Here is a 19,145-nt window from a genome sequence, read left to right on the forward strand (position 1 = left end):
TCTCGAATCCAATTCTTGAAGGAACGCAATGAGCAACACCGCCGATATCACCCGCGAGCAGGAATTCGACCCCGCCCGCTACGTCTTCAGCACCGCCGCTGAACCCACCCCCATTAAGGCACGCACCGTTCTGCCGGCGCGCCGTGAGAACTTCACCGTCACTACCGCGGACGGCAAGCGCCTCGTCGGTGAACTCGCCCTGCCCGAAGGCGAAATCAAGGCAACCCTGGTGACCTTCCACCCGCTGCCCACCCACGGCGGCTACATGGACTCGCACGTGTACAAGAAAGCGTCTTTCCGCTTGCCGGCGCTGTCGAACATCGCTGTGCTGCGTTTCAACACTCGCGGCACCTCCTCGATTCGCGGCACCAGCGAAGGTGTTTTTGACGGCGGCTTTGCCGAGAAGAAGGACTTCGACGCAATCCTGAAGTTCGTGCGCGAGCGCGCCCTGCCGAATCCCTGGCTGGTCGGCTGGTCCTTCGGTACCGAGCTGGTGCTCAAGTACGGTCCCGAATATGCGAACGAGTTCATCGGCGCTATTCTGCTCTCCCCGCCGCTGCACCGCGTACACCCGGCTGAGCTGGACGAGTGGAACAAGATCTCGAACCCGCTGTACGCGCTGGTGCCCGAGCACGACGACTACCTGCAGCCTCCGGCAGCGCGTGAGCGTTTCGCGGCGGTACCGCGCACCCAGGTAATTCCCTTCGAGGGTTGCAAGCACCTGTGGGTGGGCGAAAAGTCCGTGCAGCAGGTCCTGAACACTATTGTCAGCATCGTGACCGGTGCGCCCACCGAACTGCCCACCGAGTACAACGGCCCGGTGGCAGAAGAAATCACTGAGCTCTAAAGGCTCGGTATAAAACGTAAAGGCGGCGGCTTTGGATAGAACATCCAAAGCCGCCGCCTTCTGCGTTATATGCAATGCCCGCCCGAGGGAAGAAGAGCGAGCGCGTAGAGAATCTAGAGCTGATTACAGCTGATCCTGGCGAGGAATGAACACCTCACGCACCAGAATCAGCATCGAAGCCGCCACCGGAATAGCAATCAGCGCACCCAGCACGCCCCAGAGAGCGCCACCGGCAGCCACCGAAATAATCGCAACACCGGCAGGAACCGACACCGCACGAGCCATAATACGCGGAGAAATCAGGTACGCCTCCACCTGCAGATACAAGAAGTACGCCACCGCAAACCACAGCGCCAGGCTCCAGCCCTGAGTCAGCAGGATCAGCGAGGTCAAAATCAGCGCAATCACGCCACCAACCAGCGGAATGAACGCCAGAATCATGACCACCAAAGCCATCAACTGCGGGAAGCTGAAGCCCAGAAACAGCATAATAAAGAACGCCACAAAAGCATTCAGAACAGCAACCAGAGCCTGACCCATCACGTAGTTACCCACCGACTCAGTAATCTTGTCGGTAATGTACTTGACGCGCACACGCTTAGAAGCCGGCGCCAGACGCACACCCCATGCCTTGATGGTGTCCATCGAGGTGAGGAAGTACAGGGACAGGAACAAGACAATAATTACGCCGGTCACGCTCTGCGCCAGAGTAGAACCCGCAGAAACCAGGCTCGACATGAAGCTATTGACCTGAGACGAAGAGAAAGTCGACTCCAAGAACTTCGGGACGTTCTCATTCACCCAGCTGCTGATGTTAAAGCGCTGATCAAGCTCGTGGTACCAATCAGAATCAATCGTGTTCTGATAGATACCCGGCGCGTACTGAACAAACTTAGAAGCCTGCTCGCTAATAATCGGGCCAATGGTCATGACCAGACCGGTCACGGCGCCAGCAAAACCAGCAAGCACAGCAATCACACCGATACCGCGCTTAATGCCCCAGGACTCCAGACGGCGCACAATCGGGTCCAGACCCAAAGCAATGAAAATAGCACCGGTCACCCAACCCACCAAGGCACCCACATTATTGAAAATGTAGTAGGCGAAAAGCGCCAAACCCACGCCAACGGTCATGAGGAAGCCGAACGCAACCGGGTTGTGCATCATGGAGGTCTTGCCGTTACCGACAACCTTCGGCGCCGGGGGAGCATCCTCAGAAGCGGCGGGAACCACCGGAATGGTATCCGTAGGAGGCATGGAAGCACGGCGACGGTTGGAACGCACCTGGCTAATGCTTTCGGTCAGCTCACTGAAGGTCTCCGTAATCTGGTCGGTGAGGGATTCCTTCTTGCGTGGCTCGTCAGACGATGACGTCTCTTCAGGAGCTGCTGAGGATTTCTTCTCGCTCATGCTCTTCCTTTCCGGATCATTCCGGGTATTTTTTCTCTACTGTGCCATTCTACCGGCTGGTTTACTTTGTTATGGCGTCAACGGTGAATCCCAAGGGCAGGGGAGCGCATGTGGGAGAGGTATCTGCGGGGCGGTCCGGGCACCGGCCTAAACACGATCCTCGGCATGAGCTCAGAGCGTAGGCGCCATAGAACGTACGCTCGCAACGGCGCATAGCGGGGATAATAGAGGAAGGAACGCGTAAAGGGTCTAGCCCGCACGCAAGAACAGATAAAGAACGCTACAAGAAGGAGCCCAGGATGAGCATTATTTTTGATCCGGCAGACCGCGGCGCATCCCAGAACGCGGCACAGGGTAATGGTGCGCAGGGCGGTGCTGCACAGAACGGTGCAGCGCAGGAGATTCCCGCCTCCGTACGCAACGCCATGGAACTGAACCCCAACGCCGGGGCACAGAACACTGCAGCACAGGGCAACGCCCAGACCGGCGAGCAGACCCCCTCCGCACCCACCTGGCGCTACGAGGTCAACACCCCCGAAGAGTTCCAGAAGTTCGTGCAGCTCTCCAGCCAAGGCGCCGTGATTTTTGCGCTCTACGCGCCGCACTCGCCCTCCTCCCTGCAGATGCTTGAGGGCGTGCAGAAGCTCGTCGACTCCGCCGCGGGTAGCATGATTTGCGCCGCCGTGGATGTTACCAAGCTCCCCGAAGCCGCCCAGGCATTCGGCGTGAGCGGCGTGCCCGCAGGTGTTGCCGTTCTGGCGGGTCGCCCGGCACCGATTTACACCGGCCCGGTCAGCGCAGAAGACCTCGGCGACGTGCTCTCCCAAGTTCTGCAGCTCGCGGCACAGTACCAGCTGCCCGGCGGCTTCGACCCGGTCGTTCCCGAAGACGAAAAGCCCCTGCCGCCCCTGCACGCAGAAGCCGTCGCCGCCCTCGACCGCGGCGACCTGGAGGGTGCACGCGCCGCATACCGCAAGGCAATTGCCGAGAACCCCGGCGATAAGGAAGCGAAGCTCGGCCTGGAACAGGTTGAACTGCTCGCCCGCGTGAAGGACCTGAACATGGCAACCGAACGCGCGGCGGCCGCGGCAGACCCCATGAACATTGACGCCGCCTTCAACGTAGCCGACCTGGACCTGGTCGGTGGCCACGTGGAGGACGCCTACAACCGTCTGCTGCGCCTGTTCAGCGCGGTCGGCCCCGACGATAAGGCGCGCGTGCGCGAGCGCCTCGTGCAGCTCTTCGACGTGGTGGGTGCATCTGACCCTCGTACCGTGAAGGCGCGTGCGGCGCTGACCATGGCGCTGTTCTAAAAGGCTGTTACCTGCTCTCGCTGTCATCTAGTCAAGAGAGCTGAGCCGGTCTAACCGGCTAAAACTTTGACGGGCTATCGTCTACCCCGGCACTCATGCCGCGGGGTGGGCGGTAGCCCGATTTGTGTCTGCTGGTTAGAGCCGGTTCGGGGTGGGGGAGAGCGGCCAACCCAACCTGACAGATAACGCGTTAGGGCGCTACGTATAGAGCTCCGGAATGTCCATATACTGCATGACAGATGCGTAATATGCGGGTTTTATCGCCAAACCCTATAGACCTTTCTACAAGGGGTGATAGGGTGACAATATGAACACTAGTCACTTTTCCCAGGACCCCAATCTGAACGAGCCAGGTTCACCGCAGAACCCGGTACAAGAGACCGCAGTAGAGGCACCCGCAAACCCCACCGTGGCAACCCCTGCCGCGGCAGTACCCGAGGCTGTAGCTTCTGAACCTGTAGCCCCGGAAGCTTCCGTACCCGCATCGGTGGCACCGCAGCTACCCGTCACCCCGCAGAGCGCACCGGCGGCTGGCGTCCGCCCCGCCATTGAAATCCGCGGCCTCACCAAGGCGTTCGGTCAGAAGGTCGCCGTCGACCGCATCAACCTCGATATCCCCTCCGGATCGTTCTACGGGCTGGTGGGCCGCAATGGTGCGGGTAAAACCACGACCATCTCCATGGTCACCGGCATGCTGATGCCCAGCGAAGGCACCGCGTACGTGCGCGGCATCGACATGTGGACCGACCCGCTTAAGGCGAAAGCACACCTGGGCGTGCTGCCCGACGGCGTGCACCTCTTCGACAAGCTCACCGGCGAGCAGCTCATCACCTACTCCGGCTACCTGCACGGCATCGATAAGGAAACCGTCGCCTCCCGCGTCAAGGATTTGCTCACCGCAATGGACCTGACTGACGCCGCGGGTCGCGCCGTTGCCGATTACTCCGCCGGTATGACCAAGAAGATTGCGCTCGCCGCCGCCCTCGTCCACGCACCCTCCGTGCTGATTCTGGATGAGCCTTTCGAAGCGGTTGACCCGGTTTCTGCCGCCAATATTCAGGACATTCTGCGCGGCTTTGTCGCCTCCGGCGGTACCGTCATCATCTCCTCCCACGTGATGGACCTTGTTCAGCGCCTGTGTGACCACGTTGCCGTCATGGACTCCGGCCGAATCCTTGCCGCCGGAACCGTCGACGAAGTACGCGCCGGCACGAGCCTTGAAGAACGATTCGTGCAGCTGGTCGGCGGCCGCACCTCCTCGGAAGGATTGTCATGGTTGGGCACCTCGTCTCACTAAAGTGGCAGTATGTGCTCGCCGCCTTCCGCCGCAGCGTGTGGGCGCTTATCGGTCTGATTTTTGCGGCGCTCTACGCGGGCGGTATGCTCTTCGGCCTCGGCTCCGCATATGTGGTTGCTAATTCGAAGGTCCCCGAATACGCTCAGCTCGGAACCCTCCTTGTGGGCACCGTTGTGGCGCTCGCCTGGGCTATTGTCCCCATCTTCTTCAGCGGACTTGACGGCACCCTGGACGAGAGCCGATTCGTGCTCTTCCCCATCAAGCCCTCCACCCTGCAGAAGGGCCAGTTCCTCGGCGGGTTCGTGGGTATCCCCGGCATTGCCAGCATCATTGCCGTGTTGCTGGGCGCTATCGCGTTTATATCGCAGCCGCTCGCGCTGGTCGTGTACCTTATCTGCTGCGTACTCGGCCTTGCGAACCTCATGGTGTGGGCGCGTCTCGCCAACCGACTGGGCATGGTGCTGAACGATAACCCGCGCATCGCCAACACCCTCATGATCGTTGCCGCGCTCCTGATGATGAGTGCCGGCTTCATCTTCGGTGGAACGATGATTTACCTGACCGAACACTGGGAAGAGGTGCTGCCCTACCTGCCGTGGCTGGGCGTAACCCCCTTCGGTTCCGCGTTCGCCGTGCCCTACTTTATGGCGACCGGCAATATGGGTGCGGCTCTTGGATGCCTGGCTCTGACCCTCGTCTACCTGGTTGGTGGCTGGTGGCTGTGGGGTAAGAACCTCGCACGCTCCATGTCGAACGTGGGCGGTGGCGCCCACCACGCGAGCGCAGCGGAAGTCGCCGCAGGTGATTTGGGCCTGTTCGCACGGTTCCCGGCAACCCCGCGCGGCGCCGTGGCGGCACGAACCCTGCACTCATTCCTGAAAGACAACCGTCTGCAGATGCTGACCGCAAGCACCGCCATGATTTACCTGATGCTGACGGTGGCCATGCCGCTGTTCCTGAGCTCGGTAGGCTCCTTCGAAAGTCAGGTCAATTTCAACGGCGGTAATGCGGCTGAAGCCAACCAGATTATCAATAGCGGCGTGATGCATCTCTTCGGATTCTGGATGTACTTCTGCACCATTTTCACCGGCTACTACATGTGCTACCTCGTCTCCTACGACAACACCGCATTTAGCCTGCACGTGCTTTCCCCGCTACGCGGTATTGACGACCGTATTGGCCGTCTCTGGGGCTACAGTATTCTGACTCTTCCGGTCGTGGTGGTGATGGTGTTTGTTGCCTGTGTAGCCAACGGGCACCTGGAACTCTTCCCCATTGTGCTGATGCACCAGCTGGGCGTGTTCGCGGCGGCCGCCGGTATGGGATGCGTGCTGGATACCTTCATTAGTCCGCCTGTGGCGCCTCCCGGTGCTAACCCGTTCAAGAACCCGAAGAACACTGACGGCTTTGCTAAGCAGCTGCTGCTGATGCTCTCTATAATTCTGGTGATGCTCAGTGCCCTGCCCGGCGGTATCTCCGTTGTCGTGTATATTTTCGTCACACAGGATGTGCTGACCCTCGTCTACGGTGGCTTGATTCAGCTACTGATTGGTGCCGCACTACTCGTGGGCGGCGTGGCGTGGGGCGGTCACCGCTACGACAAGGTCAGCTCCAAGATGCTGGAGCGCGTGGCACGCTTCCAGGCGAACTAACAAGAGTCGAAGCTCCAGCGCATCAGGAATAAAAGAGAAGGGTTCCGTGTTAGGTACTAAGCCTGGCGCGGAACCCCTTTTCTGCGCCGCCCGGACTTCTAGCGGAAAGAAGGTCACCGCAATACCTAAGAGTCTATGGCTGAGCTGTGGTCTGCCTCCGTATTGACCGCCCGTGGGTCCAGCACCTCCCAATAGCTACTAAAATAGATAAGGCACCGACCGCCCACCCATGCGGCGGCACCCTATGTATCCCACCTCATCACCAAGGAGAAACATGAGCTCGATCGAAGGCATCGAAGACCCCTTTGGCCCCGGAACCGCAGGCGGCACCGCACTGCTTGAACGCGAAGAAACCCAGCTGTCCGAGCCCGGCGACCACGAGCGCTTCTCCCACTACGTACGCAAGGAAAAGATTCTCGAATCGGCACTGACCGGTGAACCCGTGCGTGCCCTCTGCGGCAAAATGTGGGTACCCGGCCGCGACCCGCAGAAGTTCCCCGTCTGCCCGCAGTGCAAGGAAATCTACGAAGGCCTCGCACCCGGCAACGACGGCGACAACGGCTCCGGCGAATAATACGCGCCAGACAAATACGCCTCAGACAATACAACCTGGGCAATACGTCTGAATAAATACATCTGAATAACATGCTCAGCAGCGAAGACAAAAGGCTCTAAACGCCTCATGAGACTTTGCTGACTAGCGCCAAATTCTTGCACCACAGCCCGGCAACAACCCGCGGATGTGGTGCTAGAATTTAACCTCGCTGTGCCCGGACCGCCAGAGCGCCAGAAACACCAGAACATCAGGAACACCAGAGCACCACCTCCTAACGGGGGAGAGGCGCCTGCGCTGAGGCAACTAGCTCTGAGTCGGCAGAGGGAACCAGCAGAGGCAGACGAGGAAGAAGGAGAGAATGAGCGCACCCGCAGAGGAACCCACACTATTCGACAGTATGGTGAAGCCGAAGCTCTCCCCGGCATACCCCGACCGCGCCCCCTGGGGTACTTCCGTCAGCCTGCGCGCCTGGCAGGCAGAAGCCATGCAGAAGTACTTCGAAACGAACCCCCGCGACTTCATGGCAGTTGCAACCCCCGGTGCGGGTAAAACCACCTTCGCGCTGACCCTCGCTAAGGAACTGTTCAACCGCGGCACGGTCCGCCAGCTCATTGTTGTGGCGCCGACCGACCACCTGAAAAAGCAGTGGGCGGACGCCGCCGCGAAGGTCGGTATTCCGATTGACCCGAACTTCAAGAACGCGGACGTGACCATCAGCCGCCACTACAAGGGCGTGGCGCTGACCTACGCGCAGGTGGCGAATAAACCGCAGCTGCACGCGCGCAACACCGAGGCGACGAAGACCCTCGTCATTTTTGACGAGATTCACCACGCCGGCGATTCGCTTTCCTGGGGCGACGGCCTGCGTGAAGCGTTTGATGACGCGACCCGCCGCGTGGCGCTGACCGGTACCCCGTTCCGTTCGGATACCTCCCCGATTCCGTTCGTCACCTACGAGGTCGATAACGACGGTATTCGCCGCTCCAAGGCAGACTACTCGTACGGTTACGGTCCCGCGCTTAAGGACCACGTGGTGCGCCCCGTCATCTTCATGGCGTACTCGGGCCAGATGCGTTGGCGTACCTCCGCCGGTGAGGAAATGGCGGCAAACCTCGGTGAGGGTTTCACCAAGGACATCACCTCCCAGGCGTGGCGAACCGCCCTCGACCCCAACGGCGAATGGATCCCGACCGTGCTCGCGGCAGCTGATAAGCGCCTGACCGAGGTGCGCCGCACCGTGCCCGACGCCGGCGCGCTCGTCATCGCAACCGACCACGCGGACGCCAAAGCCTACGCCGAGCAGCTGCAGAAGATTACCGGCGAATACCCCGCCGTGATCCTCTCGGACGACCGCGAAGCCTCCGCGAAAATCGACGAATTCCGTGAGGGCATGCAGCGCTGGATGGTCGCCGTGCGCATGGTATCCGAGGGCGTAGACGTACCCCGCCTCGCCGTGGGCGTGTACGCCACCAGCACCAGCACCCCGCTGTTCTTCGCGCAGGCTATCGGCCGTTTCGTGCGTGCCCGCAAGCGCGGCGAAACCGCATCCGTGTTCCTGCCGTCGGTACCGCAGCTGATGATGCTCGCCAACGATATGGAAGTAGAACGCGACCACGCCCTCGACCGCGGCGCGCCCCAGGAAATCGACCCCATGGTCGAGGGCCTGGACGACCACCTGCTCGAGGAAGCGAACCGCGAGGAGCGCGCCTCTGAGCAGCTGGCACGCGGCAAGTTCGAGGCGCTCGGCTCCGAGGCGTCCTTCCACGGCGTGCTTTTCGACGGTGCCGAGTTTGCCTCCGGCAACCTTGCCGTGGGTAGTGAGGAGGAGCAGGACTTCCTGGGTATTCCGGGCCTGCTGGACGCCGAGCAGGTCGGTACGCTGTTGCGAGCGCATCAGCGTGAACACGCGGCACGCCGCCCGGCGACTGCGGCACCTTCGGTGGTGGATCACCGCCAGCTGAAGGCGCTGCGCAATAAGCTAGCGAAGAACGTGGCGGCGTGGTCGATTCGTTCGGGTCAGCCGCACGGCGTGATTCACAATGAGCTGCGTAAGATTTGTGGCGGCCCGGCGGTCGCACAGGCTTCTGCCGAGCAGATTCAGGCGCGTATCGATAAGCTGTCGGACTGGTTCGTGGGTCGACGCTAGAACGTGAATAGAACGTAGAGAGAAGCCCCGCGAGTGTGTATGCGCTCGCGGGGCTTTGTGTGCATAAATTGCAGAATGTTTGGTCTGAGGCGCCATAATCATGGCAGTGCAGGGACAGAACGTGTAGCCTAGTGGGGGAAAGGCCTTTAGAACGTACGGCATGGTCGCCGGGCTCAGGGGACTTTCCATTGATGCGCAGCATGTAGGTCTATGCTGGGTCATCAAAACTCTAAGAAACACCATGCAACCAACCCCAGGAAGGCGCGCACCCCGATAGCGTGCCAGGGGAGTGATTGCACCAACCGTTGAAGGACAGTGATGTCTCATATTTCTCGCCGTAAGGTCGTGAAGGGTGCCGCCTGGGCAACCCCCGTGATTGCGGCTTCATCAGTAGTGCCGGTTTTTGCCTCGTCCCTGGACTGTACGTTTGCTGAGAACGCCTACGCGTCTTTTAGAGGGGAGAGTAATTCTTATCGGGTAGAGGAAGAATTTTCCATTCCAGCGGGCACCCATAAGCTACGTTTTGAGCTAACCGGCGGGGCAGGCGGAAGATACGAGAAGGGCCTGGACGGAGGATCCGGCGCCAAGGTCAGCGGAATCGTCAATGTGGAGCCCAATCAGACCGTCAAAATTATTGCTGGGGGTGGAGGTAGCTTTGGCCCTCAGTTCTACCCCAACGGTGACGGGTACCGAACCGCTCCGGTAAAGGGTGGATACGGATTCGGTGACGGAGGCTCGACTCCTGAGGTAAGAATCCCTAACGATGTTATGGATAAAGTATATGAGCGCTGGGTCTGGGCTAGTCAATGGTCCTATGGCCGTAACCCTTGGCCGATGGAAGAAATCTATGGATGTTCTGGAGGTGGTTCCTCAGCGCTACTGATCGATGGTGAAGTCATTGCCGTTGCCGGTGGTGGCGGCGGCGTATCTACCTCCGGACAACCGTATGCCACACAGCCTTATTATTATCATTTCCCCAATATTGTGGACGTTCGCATGACCGACCCCGAGCACCCGACCCACGCGCCCGTTTACAGCGCTGCTGGTGTTGCTGGCGGGGCTCGTGGCGGTGACGCCACCGAGGGCCACGAATACTATGCTCAGGATTTGAGTCTTGAACTGACTGTTGAAGGTGGCAAGGGTGGCGGTAATGGTATCGGTGGTGCCGGTGGTGCTAAGCCGACCGTGCTAACCGGTACTCCCAACAGCATCTTTAGCTTTGATAGTCAGAATAATCAGGTGCTTTATAGCTCCTCCACGGCAGGTAACCCCGGTACCAATGGTCTGCAAGGAAATGGTGGCGACGGCGTAATGTCGGTGAGCTACCAGCTGGATGATAACAAGGCATGGTGGCGTCAGGACGACGTAGAAGTTCTTGAATTTCCCGATGGAACTCGCAAAGAAATCCACTATTACGGAGTCGCGCCCTACTTTAATGGTGCACAGATTATCGTCTCCGGCGGTGGCGGCGGTGGCTACGGAGGCGGCGGATCCGGTGCGGCGCTGTCGCAATCGTCTATTACGATTGCCCAGAAGTGGAATAATAACCCGAAGGGCATTCGCCAGAGCATCAGCTATGTGCAGCTGGCTGGCTCGGGTGGTGCGGGCGGTTCCTACCTGGCGCCGCAGGTGATGGAGGGGGAGATCTCTAACTCCAATAACGCCACTTCCGATGAGGCATTCAGTGGGGCAACGTACTCTCATAATGGTATCGTGAAGGTATTCCTTTGCCAGACCGGAAAGTAATTTGATATTGCTTAAGCGCATATTGAACTAGCTACTACCGGTAGCAGTTCTTGGCTTGAAGCCCCGCGAGCGTGTATGCGCTCGCGGGGCTTTTCGCGTGCCCGTAATATTTGGTCGCATAAGCAGACATGACCCTCAACTAGAGCCTTATACCTGTAGGGTAGAAGAGGAGACGATATCCGGCACCGAACGCAATCTTCGGCACGGATACCTCCCCGTTCTTAGACACCGGCCAGTATGAATAAAAGGGCAGTGCTGAGTGCATGAGCGGTGCACATATAGAGAAACACCAGGTCACCGTTTCCCAACCACGCACACCTGAAGCACCACATTTTCCGCTTTACGGCTGAGGCGGTAGCGTAGCACCTGATGGCCCCACCTCCGGGGAGTCATCAGCCCGGCACAGCCTGCCGCCCTGTGCACGGTAGGGGAGCGGGCACCTGAACTAACCACACCGAAGGACATTGATGTCTACTCATATTTCTCGCCGCAGGGTCGTTGCGGGTGCCGCGTGGGCTGCCCCCGTCATTGCCACCTCGGCTGCTGTTCCCGCGTTCGCTGCATCCCTGGACTGCGTCTTTGCTGACAGTCCCCACAAGTTCTTGAGGGGATATAGTGACTATCGTGTAGAAGAGGAATTCACCGTCCCCGCTAACGTGTATAGGATCCGCTTCGATATTTTTGGTGGTGGCGGAGTCAGCGACACTGGCCACGAAAGCGGCTCGGGCGCCCGAACCACCGGAATCGTTGAAGTGAAGCCGGGACAGACGGTTCGTGTCATTGCTGGCGGCGGTTCTGGAGATAACTACCATCGGCGGGGCAATCTTGTGACTGGTGGACCCGGACGAGGCGGGCGTGGCTACGGCGACGGCGGCGACGCACCCCGATTCACCATGCCTGCCGAAGTGGTGGCTGAAGTGATCAAGCGCCACCCGGGCGCCCTCAACTGGAGGGAACTTGAAGACGGTCCTAAGGGCACCGTTGAGGTTTATGGACACCCCGGCGGCGGCGCCTCGGCACTGCTGATTGACGGAGAAGTCATCGCTGTTGCAGGCGGTGGCGGTGGCGGCGGCGTCACCTACTCCTACACTTCAGCGCCTCACGCTAAGCATTTCCCCGCTGTTCTTGATGCGAGCGTGACGAATTTTTACCATCCGACTGTTCGTCCCATCCGCAGCTTTGCGGGTAGCGGTTTGAGCACTCGCGGTGGAGACGCCACCACGGGCACCCAGTTCTACACCCACAGTCTGAACACTAAGGTATCTGTTGACGGCGGTAAGGGCGGAAACAACGGTGCAGGTGGCGCGGGCGCAGCTAAGCCTGAGGTGCCGACCGGTAGCCCCAACCGTATTTTTAGCTACGACAGCCAGAATAACCAGGTGCTGTACAGCTCTTCGGCCGCAGGCAATGCTGGCGGTTCCGGCTTTAAGGCTAAGGGTGGTAATGGTGCTGTCGCTTATAGCTACCAGCTCGACAATAACGACCCGAAGAACCTTGAAGTGCTGACTCTGCCCGGTGGCGAGCGCATCGAATTCTCCGCCGAGGAAACCGCTGCTGAATTCAACGGCTACCAGTTCGCGATGTCCGGAGGCGGTGGTGGCGGCTACGGTGGCGGCGGTTCGGGTGCTGCGCTGGCGCTGTCTGCTATTACGACCATTCAGAAGTGGAATAACAACCCTGATGGTATTCGCCAGAGCGTGAGCTACCTGCAGTTCTCCGGTGCCGGTGGCGCGGGTGGTTCGTACCTGTCGCCGCGCGTTATTCAGGGTGAAATCTCTAACTCTATGAACTCAATGAGGGGTGGCATTAACGTCCATGATGGCGAGGCCAAGGTGTACCTCTGCGAGACTAAGGGCTAGTTTTAGCGCCGTCTGAAGATTGAGGGGTGGAAGCCCGCGGGCGTGTGTGCTCGCGGGCTTTTTCGCGCCCGGTTTTTGCGCCCCGAAACGCTGGGTGCATGAGGCTTGGGTAGCCGATTACTGAGAGGTTGAGCGAGGTCATAGCGCGGCGAGTTGAGAATGTTTTTCGGTGTCTATACTCTAGAAAATGAATATTGCACTCAGTGCACAAAGGTGTAAATTATTCGCTCATCTCAATCTTCATCCTCAACCCTCATGAAAGAAAACCTCATGCCTCACAACCCACACCCCACCCGCCGCGCCATTCTCACCGGCGCGGCATGGGCACTGCCCGTCATCGCAGCCTCCGCAGCCGTACCAGCCTACGCCGCCAACAACGCGCAGACCGGCACCTCCCACACCATCAAGGGCCAGGCAAACGGCCGCAAGACCGTCAAGACCTTCACCGTCCCGGCGGGCGTACGCGAACTCAGCTTCACCCTCACCGGCGGCGCGGGCGGCACCGTCATGGCACGCAGTCAGGGCGGATGCGGCGCCAAGGTCACCGGCACCGTCAGCGTCACCCCCGGCGCAACCGTAGAAATCGTCGCCGCGGCAGGCGGCATCGGAGTGCTCGAGCGCGTCACCCGCAACGGCGCAAGCTGGAACGAATCCAAGCCCGCAACCGGCGGTGAAGGCTACGGCAAGGGCGGCTCCTCCGCCGCTCAGGTCACCGTTCCCGCAGGTCCGAAGGCTATTATCGACGCGGCAAACCCCCGCACCTACGGCAACCCCACCGCTGGCGACGGCGCACCCCACACCCACTTCAAGCGCAGCATCTACGCCGCATCCGGAGGTGGCTCCTCCGCGCTGCTGGTCAACGGCACCGTGGTTGCTATCGCAGCAGGTGGCGGCGGCGGACACGTGCGTAACTCCAGCTCCACCGCACCGCTGCCCGGCTCAAGCTACGCCATCAGCCCGGTCTGCGGCCTGGAATGGGTGCGCGGCGGCTCCGGCGGCAACGCAGAATCCGCCATGGGCTACGAGGGCGCCGCCGCAAGCGACGCCTACAGCGTCGAGGCGAACCTGCAGATCATCGCAACCCCCGGCACGGGTGGCTCCGGCGGTCGAGGTGGCATGGGTGCTATCCCCAATAGCCTGCCCACCGGCGACCACGGTCTGGTCGGCTTCGGTTCCCAGAACAAGCAGGTCATCCACAGCACCAGCAACGCGGGTGCAACCGGCGGTAACGGCTTCAACGCAAACGGTGCGGACGGCGTGGGTGCGTACGCCTACCAGTACGACAAGAACGACCCCGCGAACCTGACCGGCACCGCAACCGCACGAACCACCAGCATCACCATCAGCAAGAACTTCTTCGGCTACCAGACCGTGGTTTCTGCTGGCGGCGGCGCAGGCTACGGCGGTGGCGGTTCCGGTGCGGCGAACGCGGTTTCGGCAATCATTATTTCGCAGCAGTGGTGCAACAACCCGAAGAACCCGCGCCGTGCGGTCGGCTACGTTCAGCAGGGCGGCGCCGGTGGCGCTGGCGGCTCATACCTGGCACCCAGCGTGCGCAACGGCGCAATCGTTGGCACTAAGGAGGCGCCGGTCGGCCCGAACGTGCGTGTGAACGGTATGGCGGAGGTTCGCTTCAAGTAAGCGGCTCAGTCGCCAATACGCCTGACCTTTGGGCCTTTTCGCCCAGCTAGTTGAATGCAGGCTAGGGCATGGGCACGCTAAGAGGCGGGGAGCCTGGGATGTACTATCCCAGGCTCCCCGCCCCTGTATATTCAGCGCCCGGTATTCAGCGCCCGCCTAGATAGCGAGTCACCGGCAGAACTGGTGGGGGTTAGAGAACCTCAACCACCTCAACGCCCTCATCTTCAAGCTCGGCAACCACGTCGTCGAGCTTGTCTTCGTGCACGGGTGCGGTCAGGTCAATGAGCACGCGAGTCTCGTAGCCTGCATCGACCGCATCACGAGCGGTTGCAAACACGCAATAATCGGTGGCGATACCGACAACATCGACGAACTCGATGCCGCGCTCATCCAGCCACTCCGACAGGGGAGTCTGCGGGCCATCCTCGGACGCATCCGCACCAGGCTCGTGCTCGCCGGTTGCGACCTCATCCTCGGGGGCGAGAAGACCCTCAAAACCCGAGTACGCTGCCTCGAAGCGACCCTTACGGAAGTACGCCTCAATGTAGTCGGTGTCCAGGTTCTCGTGAATCTGCGCGCCTTCGCTCTTGGCCACGCAGTGCACCGGCCAGGAATCAACGTAGTCGGGGGTTTCCGAGAAGTGCGAACCCGGCTCAATGTGCCAGTCCTGGGTTGCGACAATCGCGTCGTAGCGGTGGTGGTTGTTCTCCACGTATTCGCTAATCAGTGCGGCAACGTCTGCACCGCGCTCGGTGGCGAGGGCGCCGCCGGCGCAGAAATCGTTCTGCACGTCAACAATAATCAGTGCCTTAGACATGTCTGTCCTTTACAAGTAGGAATGAGTTTTCACTCTGGTTCGCCAGGTGAAAACAGTATCTCAGAAGGGTGGTTTAGATGAACTCGGTCGGAATGATCGGCTCACCCTCCGAGAGGCGGCGGGCAGCTTCGGGAAGCTCCGCCAGGGAGGCTGCGTGGCGGGCGGTCGCGCGGCGCACGCCTTCCTCACCGGTGAAGCCAGGGATCAGTTCGCCGTTGCGGACGAAGTCCACCATGAGCGGGCGGGTGTCCTCAAGCAGGTTCGGGTCCTCGTGGGTGCCCAGAACCTCGGCGGTAGCGATGCCCATGCCGTTGAGGCGGCGGGCGGCACGCTTCGCACCACCGATGGATGCCTTACCAGCCGAAGCCTTGGCAACCGGCTGCATTTCGCCGGCGGAGTTCTCGCGCTCAACAACCTTGTACACCATGGAGGAGGTCGGCGCACCGGAGCCGGTGACCAGCTTGGTACCCACGCCGTAAGAGTCCACGGGCGCTGCCGCGAGGGAGGCAATAGCGTACTCGTCCAGGTCGCTGGTGACGGTGATCTTGGTGTGGGTGTTGCCGAGCGAATCGAGCAGTTCACGCACGCGAGCCGCGGTGGCGACCAGGTCGCCGGAGTCCAGGCGCACGCCGCCGAGCTCTTCGCCGGCGAGTTCCACGCCGAGGCGGACTGCATCGTCCACGTTGTAGGTGTCGACGAGCAGGGTGGTGCGGGCACCGAGGGAACGCAGCTGCGCCTCGAATGCTTCACGCTCGCTGTCATGCAGCAGGGTGAAGGCGTGGGCGCTGGTGCCGATGGTGTGCAGACCGTAGCGCAGACCTGCCTCCAGGTTGGAGGTGCCCGCGAAGCCCGCAATGACGGCGGCGCGTGCGGCAGAAACAGCGGCGCGTTCGTGGGCGCGGCGCGAACCCATTTCGAGGCAGGGACGGTTGCCTGCGGCGGCGCTCATTCGGGAGGCGGCACTCGCCACGGCGGAGTCAAAGTTCAGGATGGACAGCAGGTAGGTTTCGAGGACGCATGCCTCGGCGAAGGTGCCTTCGACCTGCAAGACGGGGGAGTGGGGGAAGAATGCTTCGCCTTCTGCGTAGCCGCGGATGTTGCCGCTGAAGGTGAAGGATTCGAGGTAGGAGAGGGTTTCTTTGTTGACGATGTTGCGGGAGGAGAGGAAGGAGAGTTCTTCGTCGTTGAATCGGAAGTTTGCGAGGCCTTCGAGGAATCGGCCGGTGCCTGCGAGGACGCCGTAGCGGCGGCCTGCGGGCAGACGGCGGGTGAAGACTTCGAAGGTGCACTTACGGTTGGCTGCGCCGGAGGCGAGTGCCGCCTGGAGCATGGTCAGTTCGTAGTGGTCGGTGAGAAGGGAGGTAGTAGCCATGTGTTTATTGTAGTGGGGGATTAGGGTATTTTTCCTATTAATTCGGCGTGTCAATCACTACATAAAGTATTCTTGACTCTAAGTGCTGTAGTATGACAAATTACCAGCACTCTGTGCGGGAGCAACGCAGGATGAACACCGCAGCGGCATAGGACGAACACAGGGGCAACACATACCCGCCCGTATAATCAAAGGGAACCGGCCGCAAAGGAAACCAATGAACACTACCGCCGTGACCCTCTCCACCGGAACCCTCGAGGACACCGACCTCGACACCGCCCTGGAGAACATCCTCGCCACAGACACCCCCTGGAATGTCATCGTCTGGAACGACCCCGTCAACCTCATGACCTACGTGTCCTACGTCTTCCGCAGTCACTTCGGCTACTCCCGCGCCCGCGCCGAAGAACTCATGTTGCAGGTGCACCACAACGGCAAGGCAATCGTCTTCACCGGCTCCCGCGAAGACGCCGAAAAACACACCCAGGCAATGCACGCCTGGGGTCTGCTGGCAACCTTCGAGAAAGTAGAAAACTAATGGCACGGCCCTTCCGCCGCACCCCCGGAGGCTACACCGCCTCCTTCGAACCCGCCGAACGCGACCTGATCCGCGAACTCGCCGAAGACGTGCGCGCGCTGCTACGCCCGGCAGATACCACCGCCGACGGCGGCACCGTCGACCCGCTGGAGGCGCTGGTCGGCATCACCGAAAACCCCACCATCCCCGCCGACAGCGCCGTGGCGCGCCTGCTTCCCGCCGCAAGCAGTGACGACGAGGCTGCCACCGAGTACCGCCGCTACACCGAACGCGACCTGCGCGAAACCAAGCGCGCGAACCTGGCGATGCTCGCCTTCGACATTGAATCCAGCGACCTGCGCCTGAACGAGGAGCACGCCCGCGCCTGGGCTGCCGCGCTCGGCGATATTCGACTGGTGCTTGCAGACCGCCTCTATATCGTGGACGAAGACACCGCCGAAGATATTGCGGCGTTCACCGACCCCTCCGAAATCGAAACCCAGGAAGAGTACATGGCTGTGGTGTACAACTTCGTCTCTTGGGTTCAGGACTCGCTCATGCTTGCCATGCTCGACGGCCTGGACGATGAAGAGACCGAGGAGCCCGGCGGGGTATCTGGCGGGGCAGACGAGCAAGAATAGAACGAATTTTTCGAATTACCCCTCAAACTACCGTCATATACAACCACATAATGGTGGTTCTCGACTCATCTAACCGCCGAACGAACTAAAAGGGTAACCTTAGCGAGTTAGCATAGAACGTGGTACCCAACCGATAACGAAGTGTAGGTGACACATGAGTGACAGCATCGACGCAACAAATCCCTACCGTGCCCGCACCCCCTGGGGAAGCCCCGCGCCCGTAGGCCCCACCGCCGCAGCGCCCATTGGCGTCTTCGACTCCGGCGTCGGCGGACTCACCGTGGCACGCGCCATCATGGACCAGCTGCCTCACGAACGCATCATCTACGTCGGCGACACCGCGCACGGCCCCTACGGCCCCCTCAAAATCGCAGAAGTACGCGCCAACGCACTGCGCATTATGGATGAACTCGTCGACTCTGGCGTGAAAATGCTTGTCATCGCCTGTAACACCGCCTCCGCAGCGGTGCTCCGCGACGCCCGCGAACGCTACACCCGCCAGTACGGTATCCCCGTCATCGAGGTGATCCAGCCCGCCGCCCGCCGCGCGCTCGCCGCAACCCGCAACCGCAAAATCGGCGTGATTGCGACCGAGGCGACCGTCACCTCCCGCGCCTACGAGGACACTTTCGCGATTACCCCGAACCTTGAGGTGTACTCGGTGGCGTGCCCGCGCTTCGTGGAGTTCGTGGAGAAGGGCATTACCTCCGGCCCCGAGCTGCTGGAGACCGCCCGCGAGTACCTGCAGCCGCTCAAGGACGCCGGCGTGGACACCCTCGTGCTCGGTTGTACCCACTACCCGCTGCTGACCGGCGTGATTTCCTACATCATGGGTGAGGACGTCACCCTGGTGTCCTCCGCTGATGAGACCGCGAAGGACGTGTACCGCGAACTGCTCAACCACGCCATTGAAAGCCCGGTCCCCGAGGCAAACCCGCACCACGAATTCCTCGCCACCGGCGAATCTGAAACGTTCTCGCACCTGGCGCGCCGATTCCTCGGCCCCGAGGTCACCAACGTGCGCCACACCAGCTCCGTGGCTGAACGTTACCCGACCGGCTCGCTTGCCGCCATCACCCCCGAAATGCTCGCGGCACACCGCAACATTAACCTCGGTGATGACGAGGCAGAATCCGACCAGGTAGCGGAGGCTACCGCAGGCACTGAATTTTCCGGCACCACCACTAAGGACGACTCCTCATGCGTCTAACCGTTATCGGTTGCACGGGTTCCTTTCCCGGCCCCGTCTCACCGGCTAGTTGCTACATGCTCACCGCCACGGACTTCGCGGGTCGAACCTGGCGCATCATCATGGACATGGGCAACGGCTC

15 protein-coding genes and 1 pseudogene are annotated in these 19,145 nt (G+C 60.8%); 13 read left to right on the plus strand and 3 right to left on the minus strand.

Annotated features, from left to right (window positions below; translation table 11 throughout):
- The first annotated feature begins 28 nt into the window (after positions 1-28).
- Positions 29-847 carry an alpha/beta hydrolase gene (locus tag QZ540_RS01105; protein ID WP_294627068.1) on the plus strand — a complete coding sequence of 273 codons (819 nt, stop codon included), beginning with the start codon at positions 29-31 and terminating at the stop codon, positions 845-847.
- 123 nt (positions 848-970) lie between these two features.
- Here the strand turns inward: QZ540_RS01105 and QZ540_RS01110 are convergent, their stop codons facing one another.
- A complete protein-coding gene (locus QZ540_RS01110) occupies positions 971-2,257 on the minus strand; it encodes an AI-2E family transporter (RefSeq protein WP_294627070.1) in 1,287 nt (428 codons plus the stop codon).
- 299 nt (positions 2,258-2,556) lie between these two features.
- On the opposite strand from QZ540_RS01110, the gene QZ540_RS01115 reads away from it, so the two are divergent.
- The 8 genes from QZ540_RS01115 (at position 2,557) to QZ540_RS01150 (ending at position 14,467) form a co-directional block, all read left to right on the plus strand.
- On the plus strand, positions 2,557-3,570 hold the full coding sequence (locus tag QZ540_RS01115; RefSeq protein WP_294627072.1) for a tetratricopeptide repeat protein: 1,014 nt from the start codon (positions 2,557-2,559) through the stop codon (positions 3,568-3,570).
- 307 nt (positions 3,571-3,877) lie between these two features.
- Positions 3,878-4,867 (plus strand): ABC transporter ATP-binding protein, encoded by a 990-nt coding sequence (locus tag QZ540_RS01120; protein WP_294627074.1) that lies wholly within the window; start codon positions 3,878-3,880, stop codon positions 4,865-4,867.
- Positions 4,843-6,519: a transporter gene (locus QZ540_RS01125; RefSeq protein WP_294627076.1), complete on the plus strand. Its 1,677-nt coding sequence runs from the start codon at positions 4,843-4,845 to the stop codon at positions 6,517-6,519. The genes QZ540_RS01120 and QZ540_RS01125 overlap by 25 nt, the downstream gene beginning before the upstream one ends.
- Before the next feature lie 274 nt (positions 6,520-6,793).
- Positions 6,794-7,093, plus strand: a complete 300-nt coding sequence (locus QZ540_RS01130) for a DUF3039 domain-containing protein (protein WP_005506434.1) — start codon at positions 6,794-6,796, stop codon at positions 7,091-7,093.
- Between the two features lie 340 nt (positions 7,094-7,433).
- On the plus strand, positions 7,434-9,221 hold the full coding sequence (locus QZ540_RS01135; protein ID WP_294627078.1) for a DEAD/DEAH box helicase: 1,788 nt from the start codon (positions 7,434-7,436) through the stop codon (positions 9,219-9,221).
- Between the two features lie 318 nt (positions 9,222-9,539).
- On the plus strand, positions 9,540-10,967 hold the full coding sequence (locus tag QZ540_RS01140; protein WP_294627080.1) for a transcriptional initiation protein Tat: 1,428 nt from the start codon (positions 9,540-9,542) through the stop codon (positions 10,965-10,967).
- Between the two features lie 467 nt (positions 10,968-11,434).
- Positions 11,435-12,826, plus strand: a complete 1,392-nt coding sequence (locus tag QZ540_RS01145) for a transcriptional initiation protein Tat (RefSeq protein WP_294627082.1) — start codon at positions 11,435-11,437, stop codon at positions 12,824-12,826.
- A 270-nt stretch (positions 12,827-13,096) separates the two neighbouring features.
- Positions 13,097-14,467 (plus strand): hypothetical protein, encoded by a 1,371-nt coding sequence (locus QZ540_RS01150; RefSeq protein ID WP_294627084.1) that lies wholly within the window; start codon positions 13,097-13,099, stop codon positions 14,465-14,467.
- 190 nt (positions 14,468-14,657) lie between these two features.
- Here the strand turns inward: QZ540_RS01150 and QZ540_RS01155 are convergent, their stop codons facing one another.
- Together QZ540_RS01155 and QZ540_RS01160 are read right to left on the minus strand one after the other, a co-directional pair.
- Positions 14,658-15,284: an isochorismatase family protein gene (locus tag QZ540_RS01155; RefSeq protein WP_070830534.1), complete on the minus strand. Its 627-nt coding sequence runs from the start codon at positions 15,282-15,284 to the stop codon at positions 14,658-14,660.
- 73 nt (positions 15,285-15,357) lie between these two features.
- Positions 15,358-16,656 (minus strand): nicotinate phosphoribosyltransferase, encoded by a 1,299-nt coding sequence (locus QZ540_RS01160; RefSeq protein ID WP_294627086.1) that lies wholly within the window; start codon positions 16,654-16,656, stop codon positions 15,358-15,360.
- 217 nt (positions 16,657-16,873) lie between these two features.
- On the opposite strand from QZ540_RS01160, the gene clpS reads away from it, so the two are divergent.
- The 4 genes and pseudogenes from clpS to QZ540_RS01180 form a co-directional block, all read left to right on the plus strand.
- Positions 16,874-17,194, plus strand: coding sequence for an ATP-dependent Clp protease adapter ClpS (gene clpS / locus QZ540_RS01165; protein WP_294627088.1), 321 nt, complete (start codon positions 16,874-16,876; stop codon positions 17,192-17,194).
- On the plus strand, positions 17,194-17,814 hold the full coding sequence (locus QZ540_RS01170; RefSeq protein WP_294627090.1) for a DUF2017 domain-containing protein: 621 nt from the start codon (positions 17,194-17,196) through the stop codon (positions 17,812-17,814). The genes clpS and QZ540_RS01170 overlap by 1 nt, the downstream gene beginning before the upstream one ends.
- 154 nt (positions 17,815-17,968) lie before the next feature.
- Positions 17,969-19,024 (plus strand): glutamate racemase, encoded by a 1,056-nt coding sequence (gene murI / locus QZ540_RS01175; protein ID WP_294627092.1) that lies wholly within the window; start codon positions 17,969-17,971, stop codon positions 19,022-19,024.
- Positions 19,015-19,145: pseudogene (locus QZ540_RS01180) on the plus strand (MBL fold metallo-hydrolase); the annotation flags it as partial. The gene murI and the pseudogene QZ540_RS01180, both read left to right, overlap by 10 nt.

It is taken from the genome of uncultured Rothia sp., assembly GCF_916049665.1.
GTDB lineage: Bacteria > Actinomycetota > Actinomycetes > Actinomycetales > Micrococcaceae > Rothia.